The sequence below is a fragment of the Actinomycetes bacterium genome (genome assembly GCA_036000965.1).
Lineage (GTDB): Bacteria > Actinomycetota > CALGFH01 > CALGFH01 > CALGFH01 > DASYUT01.
On record DASYUT010000108.1, the window covers coordinates 68,683 to 85,272 of the forward strand.

The window sequence follows — 16,590 nt, forward strand, 5'->3', positions numbered from 1 at the left end:
GGAGCCAAACGATGCTGCCGCATGCCGCCTCCACCCCGAGTGGGCTGGAGGCTTCTTGATGTCCGGGAGCTCCGTGGCGGTCATGGACGCCGCCGACGTGGGGCGGGCCCTCACCCGCATCGCCCACGAGGTGGTCGAGCGCAACAAGGGCACCGGGGACGTGGTGCTGGTGGGCATCCACACCCGGGGCGTGCCGCTGGCCGGACGGCTCGCGGCCAGGCTGGGCGAGATCGAGGGCCGGCCGGTCCCGGCCGGCGCGCTCGACGTGACCATGTACCGCGACGACATCGGCCTGCGCCCGCCGGGCGCCACCCACGCCACCCACCTGCCCTTCGACCTCGGCGGCAAGGTGGTCGTGCTGGTGGACGACGTGCTCTACACCGGCCGCACGATCCGGGCCGCGCTCGACGCGCTGGTCGACTTCGGGCGCCCGCGCGCCATCCAGCTCGCCGTCCTGGTCGACCGCGGCCACCGGGAGCTGCCGCTGCGCGCCGACTACGTGGGCAAGAACGTGCCCACCGCAGCCGACGAGGCCGTCCGGGTCCGCCTGGCCGAGACCGACGGCGCCGACGGCGTCGTCATCCACCGGGGGGCTGGCCTTGAGCCCCCCGGAACCGCCGGCCCCCCTGCCCGGCCCGGCGGGGGTCCGCCGCCCGCGCGGAGCGGGGGTCCGCCGCCCGCCGCCCGGAGGGGGACGCGCGCATGAACAAGCACCTGCTGTCGGCCGCCGACCTGTCGGCCGCGGACGTGACCCGCGTGCTCGACACCGCCGCCCACCTCGCCGCGGTCACCGACCGGGCCATCAAGAAGCTCCCCACCCTGCGCGGCCGGACCGTCTGCAACCTGTTCTTCGAGGACTCGACCCGCACCCGGATCTCGTTCGAGCTGGCCGCGAAGCGGCTCTCGGCCGACGTCATCAACTTCTCGGCCAAAGGCTCGAGCGTGTCCAAGGGCGAGAGCCTGAAGGACACCGCGATCACCCTCGAGGCCATGGGGGTGGACGCGATCGTGATCCGCCACGGCGCCTCGGGCGCGCCCTGGCGCCTGGCCGAGTGGGTCGACGCCGTGGTCGTCAACGCCGGCGACGGCACCCACGAGCACCCCACCCAGGCCCTGCTCGACCTGTACACGATGCGCCAGCGCTTCCCGAGCTTCGACGGGCTCCGGGTCGCGATCGTCGGGGACGTGCTCCACTCCCGGGTCGCCCGGTCCAACGTGCTCGCCCTCACCACCATGGGCGCCGAGGTGACCCTGGTCGCCCCGCCGACCCTGCTGCCGGCCCGGGTCGAGACCTGGGGGGTGACCGTCTCCTACGACCTGGACGCCGTGCTGCCCAAGCAGGACGTGGTCATGCTGCTGCGCATGCAGCTCGAGCGGCAGCGGGCAGGCTTCTTTCCGTCGCTGCGGGAGTACGCCCGCCTCTACGGGCTGGACGCCCGGCGGCTGGACGCGATGCCCCCCCACGCGATCGTGATGCACCCGGGGCCGATGAACCGGGGGGTCGAGATCGCCGCCGACGTGGCCGACTCGATCGAGCGCTCGGTGATCGCAAGCCAGGTGAGCAACGGCATCAGCGTGCGCATGGGCCTGCTCTACCTGCTGCTCGGCGGCCCGGCGGTGGCCGGGGAGGTGCCCAGGTGACCCGGCCGGAGGGTGGCCGGGGAGGTGCCCAGGTGACCCGGCCCAGTGGTCGCCAGACGCGGCGGGGTGGGGCGGTGCTGCTCCGCGGCGGGCGGCTGGTCGACCCGGCCGGTGGCCACGACGGCCAGCACGACGTCCTGGTCCGGGACGGCCTCGTCGCCGAGGTGGGGGAGGGCCTGGACGCGGCCGGCGCCAGCATCGTCGACTGCGGCGGGCTGGTGGTCAGCCCCGGCTTCTGCGACCTGCACGTCCACTTCCGGGAGCCGGGCCGGGAGGACGCCGAGACGATCGAGACCGGCTCGCGGGCGGCCGCGCTGGGCGGCTTCACTGCCGTGTGCCCGATGCCCAACACCGACCCGGTGGCCGACAACGCCGGGGTGGTGGAGATGGTCGCCGCCCGCGGGCGCGAGGTCGGCCTGGTCGACGTGTTCCCGGTCGGAGCGGTCACCGTGGGCCAGCGCGGCGCTGAGCTGGCCGAGCTGGGGGCGATGGCCCGGTCCGCAGCCGCGGTCGACTGCTTCTCCGACGACGGCCGGCCGATCCGGGAGGCCCGCCTGCTGCGGCTGGCCCTCGAGTACGTGCGCGCCTTCGACGCGGTCGTCGCCGACCACGCCGAGGACGCCTCGCTGACCGACGGCGCCCAGATGCACGAGGGGGAGGTCTCGGCCATCCTCGGGCTGCAGGGCTGGCCGGCCGCTGCCGAGGAGATGGTGGTCGCCCGCGACCTGCTGCTCGCCGAGCTGACCGGCGGCCGCCTGCACCTGTGCCATGTCTCGACCGCCAACGCGGTCGAGCTGATCCGGGCGGCCAAGGCCCGCGGGGTGCGAGTGACCGCCGAGGCGACGCCTCACCATTTCACCCTCACCGACGAGGCGGCCCGCTCCTACGACCCGGTGTTCAAGGTCAACCCGCCCCTGCGCGAGAAGACCGACGTCGAGGCGGTCCGCGTCGGCCTGGCCGACGGCACCCTGGACGCGATCGCCACCGACCACGCCCCCCACGCCCGCGAGGACAAGGAGGTCGAGTGGGCGGCCGCCCCGCCCGGGATGCTCGGGCTCGAGACCGCCCTCGCGCTCGCCCTCACCGAGCTGGTCGAGCCCGGCTTCCTCACCCTGGCCCAGATGGTCGAGCGCCTCACCGCCGGCCCGGCCCGCTGCCGGCGCCTGCCCGGCCACGGCGGCCCGCTGGCGGCCGGGGCCCCGGCCAACCTGGCCGTGTTCGACCCGGCGGCACGCTGGACGGTGGACGCGGGGAGGCTGGCCAGCCGCGCCCGCAACACGCCCTACCACGGGCGCGAGCTGACCGGCCGGGTTGTCCACGTCCTGCTGCGGGGCAGGTTCACCGTCCGCGACGGGCAGGTGACCCGGTGAGGGTGCACCACCCGCTGAGGGTGCACCGATGAGCTGGGCGTTCAGCCTGCTCGTGGTCGCGGCCCTGGCCGGGCTGGCCACCTGGCTGGTGCTGGGCGCGGTGCGGCGGACCGCTCGGCGGCAGCAGCAGGGCCTGCCGCCCCTGCCCGAGTGCCCACCGGCTGCCGGCGCGCCCGGGTCCGCCGCCGGTATGCCCGGGTCTGGCTCCGCCGCGGGTGTACCCGGGTCTGGGTCCGCCGCCGGCGCGCACGGGTCAGCGTCTCCCGCTGGCGCGCCCGGCGTGCTGCTCGAGGCGGCCGGCGCCCGCTACCTGGGCACCACCTACGCGCCCTCGACCGTGCGCCGCTTCTCTGGCTACGGCCTGCTCGGCCGCACGGTCGTCGGCCTCGCCCTGGATCCGTCCGGGCTCCGCGTGGACCGGGGTGCCGCCGGCGCCTGGTGCATTCCGGCCGAAGTCCTGCAGGGCGCCGAGGTCGCCACCCACCACGCCGGCAAGGCGGTGTACGCGCCCCGGGTGCTGGTGGTCGACTGGCGGCTCGGCGGCACCGGCCTCCGCTCCGGCTTCGTCCTCGACGAGGCTACCGCCGCCGACTGGGCCTCGCGCCTTGACGCCCTGGTGGTCCGATGATGCGGGCGGGCGCACCCCAGACGGTGCCCGGGCCGGAGGGGCGCCAGGCGCGGGCCGCGCTGCTGGTGCTCGAGGACGGGACCGCGTTCCGGGGGGAGGCGTTCGCGGGCGGCGGGACGGTAGCCGGGGAGGTGGTGTTCAACACGGCCATGAGCGGCTACCAGGAGGTGCTCACCGACCCGTCCTACCACGGGCAGCTGGTGTGCATGGCCGCCCCCGAGGTGGGCAACTACGGCACCACCGCGGCCGACGCCGAGTCCGACCGGGTGCAGGTGGCGGCGTTCCTTGTCCGCCAGGCGGCCAGGCGCCCGTCGAGCTGGCGGGCCGAGCGCAGCCTGGCCGAGGAGCTGGAGGCGGCCAGGGTGCCCGGGGTCGAGGGCCTGGACACGCGGCGGCTGGTCCGCCACCTGCGCACCGCCGGGGCGATGCGGGGCGCGCTGTCCACCGAGACCGGCGACGCCGAGGCCCTGCGCCGGCTCGCCCTGGACGCACCCGACCCGACCGGCCTCGCCCTGGTCGACAGGGTGACGCGCGCCGACCCCGTGGAGCTGCCCGCCGACGGGGAGGAGCGCTACCGGGTCGTGCTCTACGACTTCGGGGCCAAGGCCAACATCGGCCGGCGGCTGCGCCGGCTCGGCGCCCGGGTGCGGGTGGTGCCCGCGTCGACGCCGGCCGCCGACGTGCTTGCCTGGAAGCCGGACGGCGTGATGCTGTCCAACGGCCCGGGCGACCCGGCCACCGTCGTGGGTGGTGTGGCGGCGACCGCCGGGCTGCTCGGGCGGGTGCCGCTCTTCGGCATCTGCCTCGGCCACCAGCTCCTCGGCCTCGCCGTGGGCGGGCGGACCATGCGCCTGCCCTTCGGGCACCGGGGCGTGAACCAGCCGGTCGTCGAGGTGGTCACCGGCCGGGTCGCGGTCACCAGCCACAACCACGGGTTCGCGGTCGACGCCCAGAGCCTGCCGGCCAGCGTCCGGATCACCTACCGCAACGCCAACGACGGAGTGGTCGAGGGCCTGGAATGCCTCGACGCGCCCGCCTTCTCGGTCCAGTACCACCCGGAGGCCGCCCCCGGCCCCCACGACGCCCACCCGCTGTTCCAGCGCTTCGCCATCACGATGGACGCCGGCCGGCTCCATCGCTCCGGGTAGAGAGGGAGCACGCCATGGCAGACGAGCAGCGCACGTTCCGAGCCCTCGGCGGGGTCGACGAGGGGACCCTGCCCCCGGCCGGCGAGGTCGCCGACGCCCTGCGGGCCGAGTTCGACCGCGCCCTGGTGCTCAAGGCGAGCCTGCGGGGCGAGGCCGAGGCGCCCGTCTCGCCCACTGGGCGGCGCACCACCGCCGCCGACGAGGCCAAGCTGCGCACGCTCGTAGCCAGCGTCGAGGGGGCGAGCCGGTTCGCGATCCGGCTCCGCCTGCTCGCCCCCGCCCAGGTGCGCGCCCTCTGGGCCGAGGCCATCCGCAAGGGCCTGTACGACGGCTGGGATGCCGGCCAGTCCGCCTACACCCATGCAGCCGCCGAGGCGGCGGGCGGGGAGCCGGGAGCCACTGGCCGGGCGGGCGGGGAGCCGGATCCGGCGGCTGACCGGCTGGGGCCGCCGGCCGCCCGCGAGGCGCGCGACCCCGTGCTCGGACCGGAGGGCTGATGCCGCTCCGCAGCGACCTCCGCTCCGTCCTGGTCGTCGGGTCAGGGCCGATCGTGATCGGCCAGGCGGCCGAGTTCGACTACTCGGGCACCCAGGCATGCCGGGCACTGCGCGCCCTCGGCCTGCGCGTGGTCCTGGTCAACTCCAACCCGGCCACGATCATGACCGACCCCGAGGTGGCCGACGCCACCTACCTCGAGCCGCTCACCGCCGAGCGGGTCGGAGCGGTGCTCGACGCCGAGCGGCCGGACGCGCTGCTGCCCACCCTCGGCGGCCAGACCGCCCTCAACCTGGCCGTCGAGCTGACTGAGAGCGGCGCCCTGGAACGGGCCGGGACCCGGCTCGTCGGCGCCACCGTCGAGGCGGTCAGGCGGGCCGAGTCCCGCCGGGCGTTCACCGAGGTCTGCAGGGCGAGCGGACTCGAGCTGCCCCGCGGGATCGAGGTGGGGTCGGTCGACGACGGCCTCGCCGCCGTCGCCGAGCTCGGTCTGCCCGTGGTCCTGCGGCCCTCGTTCACGCTGGGGGGCTGGGGCGGGGGCGTGGCCCACCGCCAGGACCAGCTCGCCGAGCTGCTCGGCCAGGGGCTCGCTGCCAGCCCGGTCCACCGGGTGCTGCTCGAGGAGGCGGTGCTCGGCTGGAAGGAGTTCGAGCTCGAGGTGATGCGTGACCGGGCCGACAACGCGGTGGTCGTCTGCTCGATCGAGAACCTCGACCCGATGGGGGTGCACACCGGCGACTCGATCACGGTCGCGCCCCAGATGACCCTGTCCGACGTCGAGTATCAGGCGATGCGGGACGACGCGATCACGGTGCTGCGGGCCGTCGGGGTCGAGACGGGCGGCGCGAACGTGCAGTTCGCGGTCGACCCGGCCAGCGGCCGCCGGGTGGTGATCGAGATGAACCCCAGGGTCTCCCGGTCCTCCGCGCTGGCCTCCAAGGCGACCGGGTTCCCGATCGCGAAGGTCGCCGCCCTGCTCGCGGTCGGCTTCACCCTCGACGAGATCCGCAACGAGGTGACCGGCAAGACCGCCGCCGCCTTCGAGCCGACCATCGACTACGTCGTGTGCAAGGTGCCCAGGTTCGCGTTCGAGAAGTTCCCGGGCGCCGACCCGGCGCTGACCACCAGGATGAAGTCGGTCGGGGAGGTCATGGCGATCGGCCGCACGTTCCCGGAGGCGCTGCAGAAGGCCTTTCGGTCGCTCGAGACCGGTTCCGAGGGTGTCTGGGAGGCACAACCCGAGGCAGGATCGTCGTTGCCGCTCGATGCCGGCCAGGACGGCGGCCGGGAGGCACAACCCGAGGCAGGATCGTCCCATCGGGGGGGCAACAAGCGCCCCCCCGAACCCCCCCGGGCTCCCGCTTCGGAATCGGGCCCCCGGGCTTCCGGTCTTGCTCTGGCCTCCGGTCCCGTGCAGCTCCTCGCCGACGTGGCGGTGCCGACCGAGCAGCGCCTGCACCACGTCATGCGGGCGCTGCGGGACGGCTGCACGGTCGAGGAGGTGGCCGCGGCCTCGTCGATCGACCCGTGGTTCGTGGACGGGATCGCCCGCGTCGTCGAGGTCGGGGCCGAGGTGGAGGCGGCCGGCAGCATCGACGCGCTCGGCCGGGACCTGCTCTGGCGGGCCAAGCGGCACGGCTTCTCCGACCGCCAGCTCGCCGCGGCGGTCGGGTCGACCGAGGGCGAGGTGCGGACCAGGCGCCGCGCCCTCGGGGTGGAGCCGGTCTACCGCTCGGTCGACACCTGCGCGGGCGAGTTCGAGGCGTCCACCCCCTACTTCTACTCGACCTACGAGGAGGAGACGGAGGTGCCGGCCACCGCCCAGCCCCGGGTGGTGGTGCTCGGGTCGGGACCCAACCGCATCGGCCAGGGGGTCGAGTTCGACACCGCCTGCGTGCACGCCGTCCAGGCGCTGCGCGAGGCCGGCTACGAGACGGTCATGGTGAACTGCAACCCGGAGACCGTCTCGACCGACTACGACGTCGCCGACCGCCTCTACATCGAGCCGCTCACCTGCGAGGACGTGCTCGAGGTGTGCCGGGCCGAGGCGCGCTCGGGGCCGCTTGTCGGCGTGATCGTCACCATGGGCGGCCAGACCCCCCTGCAGCTCGCCCACGGGCTGGCCGCCGCCCGGGTGCCCCTGCTCGGCACCCCGAGCGAGGCGATCGACCTGGCCGAGGACCGGGGTCGCTTCGGCGCGGTGCTGGCCCGCTGCGGGCTCGACGCCCCGCCATGGGGCCAGGCCGCCACCGCCGAGGAGGCATGGGCGGTGGCCGAGCGGGTCGGCTACCCGGTCCTGGTCCGACCTTCCTACGTGCTCGGCGGCCGCTCGATGGAGGTCTGCTACGACGCCGACGCCCTGGCCCGGTCGCCCGCGCTGGCCAGCGTGCGCCTGTCAGGCCGGCCCGTGCTGGTCGACCGCTTCCTCGAGGACGCGGTCGAGGTCGACGTCGACGCGCTCGCCGACGCCACTGGGGAGGTGCTTGTCTGCGGGGTGATGGAGCACATCGAAGAGGCCGGCGTGCACTCCGGCGACTCCGCCTGCGTGCTGCCGCCCATCACCCTGGGAACCGACCAGGTGGCGGCGATCGGCGAGGCCACCGCGAGGCTCGCCCGCGAGCTCGGGGTGGTCGGCATCCTCAACGTGCAGTTCGCGGTCAAGGGCGACCGGCTGTATGTGATCGAGGCCAACCCGCGCGCGAGCCGGTCGGTCCCGTTCGTGGAGAAGGTCACCGGCCTGCCGGTCGCCAAGGCGGCCGCGCTGCTCGGCATCGGAGCGACCCTGGCGAGCCTGCGCGAGGCCGGCATGCTGCCGCCCGGGCGGGGGGTGCTCGCGCCCGAGCCGGCCCATGTCGGGGTCAAGGAGGCGGTCCTGCCCTTCGCCCGCTTCCCGGGCGCCGATTCGCTGCTGGGACCCGAGATGCGCTCGACCGGCGAGGTCCTCGGCCTGGACCGGGCCTTCGGGGCCGCCTTCGCCAAGAGCCAGGAGGCCGCCTACGGCGCCCTGCCGACCAAGGGGGTGGCGTTCCTGTCGGTGCGCAACGCCGACAAGCGGGCGATCGTGCTGCCCGCCAAGCGCCTCGTCGACCTCGGCTTCGAGCTGGTGGCCACGGCCGGCACGGCCGGCGTGCTGGCCCGCAACGGGGTGCCGGCCGCGGTCGTCCGCAAGGTGGGCGAGGGCCCCGACAACGTGGCCGACCGCATCCGGGCCGGGGAGATCGACGTGGTCGTCAACACCCCCCAGGGCTCGGGTCCGCGCAGCGACGGCTACGAGATCCGCGCTGCCGCTGTGGCCGCCGACATCCCGATCGTCACCACCCTGTCCGGCCTGACCGCCATGGTCCAGGGCGTAGAGGCGCGCCTGGCCGGCCAGTTCACGGTCCGCTCGATCCAGGCCTGGCACGCCCAGGGCGAGGAGGGCCTAGCCGGGCCCATCCGGCCCGGCGCCGGCCTTGGGGCCGGGGCCGGGGATGCCGGGCCCGGGAAGGCCGGGCCAGGGGAGACTAGAGCGGCCAGGGAGGCCGGGCCAGAGAAAGCCGAGGCCGAAAAGGCCAGGGAGGCCAGGGCCGGGGAGGCCGGGCCTAGGGAGGCCGGGGCCGAGAGGGCCGGGGCCGAGAGGGCCGGGGCCGAGAGGGCCAGGGCCGAGAGGGCCAGGGCCGGGGAGGCCGGGACGAGGGTGGCCGGGTGACCGGGCCGGCCGGGGAGCGCTGCCTGGTGGTGGCCCGCGGGCGGGCCGGCGTCTACCACCGGCTCACCGTGGCCGCCCCGGCGGTCGCGGCCACCGCCCGGGCCGGGCAGTTCGTCGAGGTGCGGCCCGCGGCCGACCAGTCGCTCCTGCTCAGGCGTGCCTTCTCGGTCCACGCGGCCGACGCCGCCGCGGGCACCGTCGAGGTCGTGTTCGACGTGGTCGGCCCGGGCACCCGCGCCCTGGCCGGCGTCGGCCCGGGTGACACGGTCGACGTGCTCGGGCCGTTCGGCCGCCCGTTCGCCCCGCCCACTCCCCCGGCCGGCAACGGTGGCGGGCCGCCCGCCCCCCAGACCGGCAGCCGCGGCGGGCCGCCCGCCTGCCTGCTCGTCGGGGGCGGCTACGGCACCGCGCCGCTGTTCCTGCTCGCCGGGGACCTGCGCGCGCGCGGCTGCCCGGTGGACGTGCTGATCGGCGCGTCGACCGCGGCCCGCCTGCTCGAGCCGGAGGCGTGCGCCCGCCTCGGCCGCTCGCTCACGGTCACCACCGACGACGGCTCGACCGGGCGCCGCGGGGTGGTCACCGACCCAATGCCCGAGCTGCTCGCCCGGGCCCGCACCAGGCAGGTCTACGCCTGCGGCCCCATGCCGATGCTGGCCGCGGTGAGCCGCACCGCCGCCGCGGCCGGGGTGCCCTGCCAGGTCGCGGTCGAGGAGCGGATGGCGTGTGGGACCGGCATCTGCTTCTCCTGCGTGGTCCCGGTGCTGGACGGCCCGGGGGAGCCGGGCGGGCCGTCCAGCACCGGGACCACGCGCATGGCCAGGTCATGCATTGAGGGGCCGGTCTTCGACGGCGCCGCCGTCGCCTGGGCCGAGCTGGGCCTCGCCCCGACCGGGGCTGGAGTGGGCCTCGCCCCGGCCGCCCCGGGCCTGGCCCGCTCCGTGCCGGCCGCGCGCATCCCGGGTCCAAGCGGCGGGTCGACGCCGGGCCGGGAGCCCGACCCCGCCCCGGATCGGGCCGGGGTGGGGGAGCGGGCGCCGTGAGCAGCACCGCGCCCGGCCCCCGGACCCGCCCCGGGGCCGGCACGGACCTCTCGGTCGACCTGTGCGGGGTCCGGCTGGCCACGCCGGTGCTGGCCGCGTCGGGCTGCTTCGGGTTCGGCCGCGAGATGGCCCGCTTCCTCGACCTGCGCGAGGTCGGCGCGGTGGTCACCAAGTCGGTCAGCCTCGAGCCGCGCCGCGGGCGGCCCACGCCCCGCGTGGCCGAGACCCCCTCGGGGATGCTGAACGCGATCGGCCTGCAGAACCCGGGCGTCGAGGCGTTCTGCGCCACCGACCTGCCGTTCCTGGCCAGTGCGGGCGCGCGGGTGGTGGCCAGCGTGGTCGGCCGCAGCGCGGCCGAGTTCGCGCGGGTCGCCGGGCGCCTGGCCCGCGAGGACGCGGTCGACCTGATCGAGGTGAACCTCTCCTGCCCCAACGTCGAGCACCGTGGCGAGGTGTTCGCCACCGACCCGGACGCCGCAGCCGCGGTGGTGGCGGCCGTGAAGGCCGCCACCGGGCAGCCCGTGCTGGCCAAGCTGACCGCCGACGTGACCGATCTCGTCGCGGTGGCCAGGGCCGTGGTGGAGGCGGGCGCCGACGGCCTCACCCTGATCAACACGCTGCTGGGCATGGCGGTCGACGTCCACCGCCGGCGCCCGCTGCTGGCCGCCGGCACCGGCGGCCTGTCCGGCCCGGCCATCAGGCCGGTGGCCGTGCGCTGCACCTGGCAGGTCGCCACCGCCCTGCCCGGGGTACCCATCGTGGGCACCGGGGGCATCCTGACCGCCGAGGACGCAGCCGAGTTCCTGCTGGTCGGGGCCAGGGCGGTCGCGGTCGGCAGCGCCAGCTTCGTCGACCCTCGAGCCGCGGTCGAGGTCGCCGACGGGCTCGCCGCCTACCTCGAGACCCAGGGCGTCGGGTCCGTGGCCGAGCTGCCCGCACTGTTCCAGCCCGAGAGGTGAGCATGACCAGCATCGTCTTCAAGAGGAAGGGACCGGAAGAGGGCCCTGGGGGGCTCGGCTCGCCCGTGATCCTGGCGCTCGACACCGCCGACCTCGACCTCGCCCTCGACTGGGCCGAGCTGGCCGCGCCTGCGATCGGCATGGTCAAGGTGGGGCTCGAGCTGTTCTGCGCCCACGGCGCCGGCGCGGTGCGCGCCCTGCGCGGCGAGGGCCACCGGGTGATGCTCGACCTCAAGCTCCACGACATCCCGGTCACGGTCGGCCGCGCGGTGGAGGCCGCGGCCGAGCTCGACGTCAGGATGGTCACCGTCCACGCCGCGGGCGGCCGGGCAATGCTGGAGGCGGCGGTGGAGGCCGCCGCCGGGCGGGTGGACGTGGCCGCGGTCACCGTGCTGACCAGCCTCTCCCCGCCTGACCTGGCGGGGCTCGGCCTCGGCGACGCCGCCGCCACAGCCGAGCGGCTGGCCCGGCTCGCAGCCCTGGCCGGCTGCCCGGCCCTCGTCTGCTCCCCGCTCGAGGCCCGGCGCCTGCGCGCCGCGACCAGCCCTGGAGCCTCGGGCGCTGCGGGCGAGCGGGTCCAGCTTGTCTGCCCCGGCGTCCGGCTGGACACCGGTGGCCAGGGTGGCCTGGACGACCAGGCCCGGGTGGCCACGCCGGCCGAGACGGTGCGGGCCGGGGCCGACTGGCTCGTGGTCGGGCGCCCGATCACCCGGGCGCCGGACCCGGCCGCGGCCGCCCGGGCCGTGCGGGACGAGGCGGTGGCGGCCCGGTGACCCCGGGCGGCCCGCTGACCCCGGGCGGCCGCCTGGTCGAGCCGCCGCTGCCCGGCGGGCGGCTCGACCAGCCCGGGGTGCTCGAACTGTACCGGCGGGCGGGGGCGCTGCGCACCGGGCACTTCGTGCTCTCGTCGGGCCGCCACTCCGACACCTACCTCCAGTCCGCGCTGGTCCTGCAGTGGCCGCGGGTGGCCGAGGCGCTCGGGCGGGCGCTCGCCGAGCCCTTCCAGGGGCTGGTCGACGTCGTGGTCGGGCCGGCCCTCGGCGGGGTGGTGATCGGGCACGAGACCGCCAGGGCGCTCGACGCCCGCATGCTCTTCACCGAGCGCGTGCAGGGCGCCGCCGCCCTGCGGAGATCGTTCCAGATCGCTCCGGGGGAGCGTGTGCTGGTCAGCGAGAACGTCGTCACCACGGGTGGCTCCGCCCTGGAAGTGTGCGACCTGCTCGAAGCGGCCGGGGCCGAGGTGGTCGTGCTGGCCACGATCATCGACCGCCTGCCCGAATCCGTGCAGCTCGCGGTCCCCTTCATGGCCCTGGCCAGGGTCGCCGCGGGGGCCTGGGAGGCGGCCGAGTGCCCCTCCTGCCTAGCCGGCTCGACAGCCGAGTCGCCGGGCTCGAGACGCCTCGACGGCCACGAGCAGTGACCGGGAACCAGCCGGTTACCAGGCCGATATGTCGGGAAATCTACAGAGAAGGTGTTCTGACCTGCGCCGATAGATTGTGGCCACCCCCAAGGTGTGCGTAGAATCCGGCGCGTTCTTTGCAACCGGCACCCGGGGGGCGTGCGGGTCGTCCGCCCAGGCCACCCCGAACGAGGAGGCACCATGCCACTGCCCACCCTGACGCCCGAGCAGCGCCAGCAGGCCTTGGAGAAGGCGGCCGAGGCGCGGCGCAAGCGGGCCGAGCTCAAGGCGCAGCTGAAGAGCGGCAACCTGACCCTGGCCACCGTGCTGGACAAGGAAGGCGACGAGACGGTGGGCAAGATGAAAGTTGCCAGCGTGCTCGAGAGCCTGCCAGGCGTCGGCAAGGTGCGCGCCCGCAAGATCATGGAGAAGCTCGACATCTCGGCGTCACGCCGCGTGCGGGGCCTCGGCTCCAAGCAGAAGGACGCCCTGCTGTCCGAGTTCAGCACCAAGAAGTAACCCCGCTGGGCGCTGCGTCAGGCAGAGGATCGTCCGACCACCGCGGTCGCTTGATCGTGCTTGCCGGCCCCTCGGGGGTTGGCAAGGGGGCCATCGTGGCCAGGCTCCTGGCTGCACTGCCGGACCTCGAGCTGTCGGTCTCGGCCACCACCCGGCATCCCCGGCCAGCCGAGGACGAGGGCAGGCACTACTATTTCGTGGACCCCGACCTGTTCGCGAAGCTGGTCGCCTCGGGTGGCTTCCTGGAGTGGGCCGAGATCTTCGGCCATCGCTACGGCACGCCACGCGAGCCGGTCGAGCGGGCGCTGGAGCAGGGGCGGGACGTGATCGTCGAGATCGACGTCCAAGGCGCCCGCCAGGTGCGGGCGAACACGCCGGACGCGTCCATGGTGTTCATCAAGCCGCCAAGCCTTGCCGAGCTCGAGCGGCGGCTGCGGACCCGGGGCACCGAGAGCGAGGCGCAGATCCGGCGGCGGCTGGCCAAGGCGTCCGACGAGCTGGCCGCCGAGCCCGAGTTCGACGCCACGGTGGTCAACGACGATCTTGAGACGGCCGCCCGCGAGGTGATCGACATCGTCAACCGCTTGCGGCGTACCATCGCCAGGTAGGCATCCGCAGTCCCGATGCCAGATACGCATCCGTAGTCCCGACGCCAGGTAGGCATCCGCAGTCCCGAGGAGCGACAGCACGTGATCGAACCGAAGATCGACGACCTGCTGGCGCGGGTCGACTCCAAGTACACCCTGGTCATCCTGGCCGCCAAGCGGGCCAGGCAGATCAACGGCTACTACTCCCAGCTCGGCGAGGGCATCGGCGAGTTCGTGCCGCCCATGGTCGACGCCGGCCCCAACCGCAAGGCCCTCTCCGTGGCCCTGCAGGAGCTCGGCGAGGACAAGCTCAACTGGGAGCGTCCCGCCGACCTGGCCGAGTCCATCAAGTAGCTGCTCGGGGGCCCAGGCCCCCGAGTTCCCCCGAAGCGGAGCGGGCCCCGCCCGCAGCCTCACAGCTCTCCAGACAAGCCCAGGACGACGATGCCTGACCGTGGATCTTCGGTTCCGCCGAGCCCTGGCGAGCTCGGCGGGGTCCGGGTGCTGCTCGTGGTCACCGGGGGCATCGCCGCCTACAAGGCCGCGGAGCTGGCCCGCGAGTTGCTGCGCGCCGGGGCCGAGGTGCAGCCGCTGCTCACCGAGGCCGCCGAGGCGTTCGTGACCCGGGCCACCTTCGCCGCCCTGACCGGCCGCCGGGTCCCCTCGTCGATCTGGGACGAGCCGGGCGAGGTCGAGCACGTCGCGCTCGCCCGCTGGGGCCACGTCCTGGTGGTCGCCCCGGCCACCGCCCACACCCTGGCCCGGCTCGCCGCCGGGCTCGCCGACGACCTGGTCACCAACGTCGCCCTGGCCTTCGGCGGGCCGGTGGTGGTCGCCCCCGCGATGCACACCGAGATGTGGGAGCACCCGGCCACCCGCCGCAACCTCGAGGTGCTCGCCGCCCGCGGCGTGCGGGTCGTCCCCCCGGCATCCGGCCCGCTCACCTCCGGCGACGTCGGCCCCGGCCGCCTCGCCGACCTCCCCGACCTGGTTGCAGGCGTCGTCGCCGCGCTCGCGCCCGGCCAGCGGTCCCACCCCGGCGCCGGGTCGCCCGCCTCCGGGGTGGGCTCCTCGGGCACGGGCGAGGGGGTGGGCTCCTCGGGCACGGGCGAGACCGCCCGCGGGCTGGCCGGGGTGCGGGTGCTGGTCAGCCTCGGCGGCACCCGCGAGCCGATCGACCCGGTCCGTTACCTCGGCAACCGGTCCTCCGGGCGCATGGGCGCCGCGATCGTGGCCGAGGCCCTGCGGCGGGGCGCCGAGGTCACCGCGGTCGCCGCGGCCACCAGCGTCGACCTGCCCGCCGGCGCGCGCGAGGTGCGGGTGGAGACCGCGCAGCAGCTCTACGACGCCGTGCTCGCCGAGGCGGCCGGCCACGACGTGATCGTGATGGCTGCCGCGGTCGCCGACTTCCGGCCGAAGGCGGCCGCCGAGCGCAAGCTCAAGAAGGAGCGGGGCGTGCCCGAGGTCGTGCTCGAGCCCACCCCCGACACCCTGGCCGAGCTCGGCCGGGTCCGCCGCCCGGGCCAGGTCCTGGTCGGCTTCGCCGCCGAGACCGACGACCACGTCGAGGGGGGGCGGCGCAAGCTCGAGCGCAAGCGCCTCGACCTCGTGGTCGTCAACCACGTCGAGGGGTCCGGGTCAGCCTTCGGGGCCGACGCGGCCACCGCCTACCTGGTGGACGCCGAGGGCGTCGAGCCCCTGCCCGGCGCCCCCAAGGCCGAGATCGCCCGCCGCCTGCTCGACCGGGTCGAGGCCCTCCGGGCCGGCTGACCAGCCGCCCCCTGTCCGCGCCGTCCCGCACATTCCCTTGCCCTGCTGGCCTTTCCCGGCACGGGAGCCGATACGGTATGGTTCCCCTGCCGGACCGTGCCGACGCCGGGGGAGCGGGGCCGTTTGCTCCTGGCGTGGGGCGCCGTCTACCCTTCCCGCAGCCCGCGCTCGGGCCCGGGTCGTGACACGAAATCCTGGAGGCTTGCTCGTGGCAAACCGCTACCTGTTCACGTCGGAGTCGGTGACCGAGGGTCACCCGGACAAGATGGCCGACCAGATCTCGGACGCCGTGCTCGACGAGATCCTGCGTTCCGACCCGGCCGGACGGGTGGCCTGCGAGACGCTGATCACCACCGGGCTGGTGGTGGTGGCCGGGGAGATCTCGACCTCGACCTACGTCGACATCCCGTCGACGGTCCGGCGCACGATCCTCGAGATCGGCTACGACCGGGCCAAGTACGGCTTCGACGGGGCGACCTGCGGGGTCACCGTGGCCATCGACGAGCAGTCGCCCGACATCGCCCAGGGCGTGGACCACGCCTACGAGGAGCGCGCCGGCGACACCGACCCGCTCGACACCCAGGGCGCCGGCGACCAGGGGATGATGGTCGGCTACGCCTGCGACGAGACCCCGGAGCTGATGCCCCTGCCGATCTCACTGGCGCACCGCCTGTCGCGCCGGCTGGCCGAGGTGCGCAAGACCGGGCTCATCCCCTACCTGCGTCCGGACGGCAAGACCCAGGTCACCATCGAGTACGGGGCGGGCCGCCCGGTGCGGCTGGACACGGTGGTGGTGTCCACCCAGCACGGCCCCGACATCGACCTCGACACGCTGCTGACCCCCGACGTGCGCGAGCACGTGATCGACGCGAGCCTGCCCGAGGGCCTCGCCGCCGAGGGGCTGCGGGTCTTCGTCAACCCGACCGGCCGGTTCGAGCTTGGCGGGCCCAGCGCCGACACCGGGGTGACCGGCCGCAAGATCATCGTCGACACCTACGGCGGCATGGCCCGCCACGGTGGCGGCGCGTTCTCCGGCAAGGACCCGTCCAAGGTGGACCGCTCGGCCGCCTACGCCATGCGGTGGGTCGCCAAGAACGTCGTGGCTGCCGGCCTGGCCCGCCGCTGCGAGGCGCAGGTCGCCTACGCCATCGGCAAGTCGCACCCGGTCGGTGTCTTCATCGAGACCTTCGGCACCGGCACCGTCTCGGACGAGAAGATCCAGGAGGCCGTGCTCGAGGTCTTCGACCTGCGTCCGGCCGCGATCATCCGCGACCTCGACCTGTTGCGTCCGATCTACGCCAAGACGGCCGCCTATGGTCACTTCGGCCGCGAGCTCCCCGAGTTCA

General features: G+C 75.1%; 16 protein-coding genes. All 16 read left to right on the forward strand.

Going from position 1 to position 16,590, the window contains the following annotated elements:
- Positions 1-58: 58 nt before the first annotated feature.
- Positions 59-706, forward strand: coding sequence for a bifunctional pyr operon transcriptional regulator/uracil phosphoribosyltransferase PyrR (gene pyrR, locus VG276_08635; GenBank protein HEV8649459.1), 648 nt, complete (start codon positions 59-61; stop codon positions 704-706).
- Positions 703-1,641 (forward strand): aspartate carbamoyltransferase catalytic subunit, encoded by a 939-nt coding sequence (locus VG276_08640; GenBank protein ID HEV8649460.1) that lies wholly within the window; start codon positions 703-705, stop codon positions 1,639-1,641. Before pyrR ends, VG276_08640 begins: the two co-directional genes overlap by 4 nt.
- A 95-nt stretch (positions 1,642-1,736) precedes the next feature.
- Positions 1,737-3,011, forward strand: a complete 1,275-nt coding sequence (locus VG276_08645; GenBank protein HEV8649461.1) for a dihydroorotase — start codon at positions 1,737-1,739, stop codon at positions 3,009-3,011.
- Positions 3,012-3,039: 28 nt separating this feature from the next.
- Positions 3,040-3,639 carry a hypothetical protein gene (locus tag VG276_08650; protein HEV8649462.1) on the forward strand — a complete coding sequence of 200 codons (600 nt, stop codon included), beginning with the start codon at positions 3,040-3,042 and terminating at the stop codon, positions 3,637-3,639.
- Positions 3,636-4,787 (forward strand): glutamine-hydrolyzing carbamoyl-phosphate synthase small subunit, encoded by a 1,152-nt coding sequence (gene carA, locus VG276_08655; GenBank protein HEV8649463.1) that lies wholly within the window; start codon positions 3,636-3,638, stop codon positions 4,785-4,787. Before VG276_08650 ends, carA begins: the two co-directional genes overlap by 4 nt.
- Before the next feature lie 14 nt (positions 4,788-4,801).
- The gene (locus tag VG276_08660; protein ID HEV8649464.1) at positions 4,802-5,284 is read left to right on the forward strand and encodes a hypothetical protein; all 483 of its coding nucleotides are present in this window, start codon (positions 4,802-4,804) and stop codon (positions 5,282-5,284) included.
- Entirely contained in the window at positions 5,284-8,970 is a 3,687-nt protein-coding gene (carB, locus tag VG276_08665) for a carbamoyl-phosphate synthase large subunit (GenBank protein ID HEV8649465.1), read from the forward strand. Before VG276_08660 ends, carB begins: the two co-directional genes overlap by 1 nt.
- Positions 8,967-10,010, forward strand: a complete 1,044-nt coding sequence (locus VG276_08670) for a dihydroorotate dehydrogenase electron transfer subunit (protein ID HEV8649466.1) — start codon at positions 8,967-8,969, stop codon at positions 10,008-10,010. The genes carB and VG276_08670 overlap by 4 nt, the downstream gene beginning before the upstream one ends.
- Positions 10,007-10,969 (forward strand): dihydroorotate dehydrogenase, encoded by a 963-nt coding sequence (locus VG276_08675; protein ID HEV8649467.1) that lies wholly within the window; start codon positions 10,007-10,009, stop codon positions 10,967-10,969. The genes VG276_08670 and VG276_08675 overlap by 4 nt, the downstream gene beginning before the upstream one ends.
- A gap of 2 nt (positions 10,970-10,971) precedes the next feature.
- Positions 10,972-11,742, forward strand: coding sequence for an orotidine-5'-phosphate decarboxylase (gene pyrF / locus VG276_08680; protein HEV8649468.1), 771 nt, complete (start codon positions 10,972-10,974; stop codon positions 11,740-11,742).
- Positions 11,739-12,389 (forward strand): orotate phosphoribosyltransferase, encoded by a 651-nt coding sequence (gene pyrE / locus VG276_08685; GenBank protein HEV8649469.1) that lies wholly within the window; start codon positions 11,739-11,741, stop codon positions 12,387-12,389. The genes pyrF and pyrE overlap by 4 nt, the downstream gene beginning before the upstream one ends.
- Positions 12,390-12,569: 180 nt before the next feature.
- Positions 12,570-12,887: an integration host factor, actinobacterial type gene (gene mihF, locus VG276_08690; GenBank protein HEV8649470.1), complete on the forward strand. Its 318-nt coding sequence runs from the start codon at positions 12,570-12,572 to the stop codon at positions 12,885-12,887.
- Positions 12,888-12,943: 56 nt separating this feature from the next.
- Complete coding sequence (gene gmk / locus VG276_08695) at positions 12,944-13,495, forward strand: guanylate kinase (protein ID HEV8649471.1); 552 nt, start codon at positions 12,944-12,946, stop codon at positions 13,493-13,495.
- A 54-nt stretch (positions 13,496-13,549) separates the two neighbouring features.
- Entirely contained in the window at positions 13,550-13,828 is a 279-nt protein-coding gene (rpoZ, locus tag VG276_08700; GenBank protein HEV8649472.1) for a DNA-directed RNA polymerase subunit omega, read from the forward strand.
- Positions 13,829-13,918: 90 nt separating this feature from the next.
- A complete protein-coding gene (locus VG276_08705) occupies positions 13,919-15,244 on the forward strand; it encodes a bifunctional phosphopantothenoylcysteine decarboxylase/phosphopantothenate synthase (GenBank protein HEV8649473.1) in 1,326 nt (441 codons plus the stop codon).
- A gap of 265 nt (positions 15,245-15,509) precedes the next feature.
- The coding region (metK, locus tag VG276_08710; protein HEV8649474.1) for a methionine adenosyltransferase at positions 15,510-16,590 on the forward strand (1,081 nt) is incomplete at its 3' end.

Excerpts from the sequence above, each read along its gene's own strand:
- VG276_08660 (HEV8649464.1), top strand. The coding sequence starts at position 4,802 with ATGGCAGACGAGCAGCGCACGTTCCGAGCCCTCGGCGGGGTCGACGAG.
- mihF (HEV8649470.1), top strand. The coding sequence starts at position 12,570 with ATGCCACTGCCCACCCTGACGCCCGAGCAGCGCCAGCAGGCCTTGGAG.
- carA (HEV8649463.1), top strand. The coding sequence starts at position 3,636 with ATGATGCGGGCGGGCGCACCCCAGACGGTGCCCGGGCCGGAGGGGCGC.
- carB (HEV8649465.1), top strand. The coding sequence starts at position 5,284 with ATGCCGCTCCGCAGCGACCTCCGCTCCGTCCTGGTCGTCGGGTCAGGG.
- VG276_08640 (HEV8649460.1), top strand. The coding sequence starts at position 703 with ATGAACAAGCACCTGCTGTCGGCCGCCGACCTGTCGGCCGCGGACGTG.
- pyrF (HEV8649468.1), top strand. The coding sequence starts at position 10,972 with ATGACCAGCATCGTCTTCAAGAGGAAGGGACCGGAAGAGGGCCCTGGG.
- pyrR (HEV8649459.1), top strand. The coding sequence starts at position 59 with ATGTCCGGGAGCTCCGTGGCGGTCATGGACGCCGCCGACGTGGGGCGG.
- VG276_08650 (HEV8649462.1), top strand. The coding sequence starts at position 3,040 with ATGAGCTGGGCGTTCAGCCTGCTCGTGGTCGCGGCCCTGGCCGGGCTG.
- VG276_08705 (HEV8649473.1), top strand. The coding sequence starts at position 13,919 with ATGCCTGACCGTGGATCTTCGGTTCCGCCGAGCCCTGGCGAGCTCGGC.